This window comes from Cupriavidus sp. FW306-1B-F12B, from assembly GCF_058781795.1.
The window spans coordinates 1-990 of the sequence record NZ_JBYSXC010000041.1; the positions used below are offsets into that span (position 1 = coordinate 1).

Sequence of the window (990 nt, forward strand, 5' to 3'; positions counted from 1 at the left end):
AGTCAGGTCGTTCGCTGGTTTGCCAAGCGATGATCTCCCCGTTGTATAGGTCCAGGACGGGCGAGAGATACAGCTTCTTGCCGCCTACGTTGAACTCGGTCACATCCGTCACCCACTTCTCGTTCGGCTTGCTCGCCTCGAACTGGCGCTGAAGCAGATTGGGGGCGACTCGCCCCACCTGCCCTCGGTATGAGCGGTACTTCTTGGGCCGCACGAGCGACTTCAACCGCAACGCCGACATCAGCCGTTGCACGGTCTTGTGATTGATCAACGTCCCCGTCTGACGCAGCGTCGCCGTAATCCGGCGGTAGCCATATCGGCCCTTGTGCTCGGCATACACACGTTGGATGCGCTCCTTGAGTTCCCCGTGACGATCTCCGGCCTTGCTTGCCGTGAGTTGGTAGTAGAACGTGCTGCGCGCCAGAGCGGCGATCTTGAGCAGGATTGGCAGCGGGTGGTGCTCGCGCAAAGCGTTCACGACTTGCGCTTTTTCTTTGGCGCCGCTTGCTCCTTGGCCCGGAGCAGGGCATCCAACTTTTTTAGGTACGCCACCTCCGCGCGCAGATACTCGTTTTCCTTGAGCAGATCTTCACGTGAACGTCCGTCTTGGGGCAACTCGGGAGTGGGTTGGACAGGCTGTTTGGGCTCGGACATGTTGGGTGGCCGGCCTTTGCGGCGCGGCATGAGGGCTTCGAAACCGCCCTCATGATACTGGCGCTCCCAACGGCTGGCTCCGCGGGTATCGCGCAAGTCGAAGAGGGAACTTGTCTGAGCATAGGACAACTCGTGGCGCCACATATGCTGCAGCACCGTCAGCTTGAACTCGGCGCCAAACGCCTCACGCTTCTTGCGTAGCCCGGCCTCTCCATGGTGCTGCCACGCACCAATCCAGCGTCGCACGATCGAATGACCAATCCCATGCTTCTGACTCAGTGCCCGGATCCCAATCCCCCCAGACAAATACTCCTGAACTACCTTGCGCTTGAATGC

The 990-nt window shown here is 60.0% G+C and carries 1 pseudogene; it reads right to left on the reverse strand.

Annotated features, from left to right (window positions below):
• Window positions 1-990: pseudogene (locus tag AC3WLE_RS30395) on the reverse strand (IS3 family transposase); the annotation flags it as partial.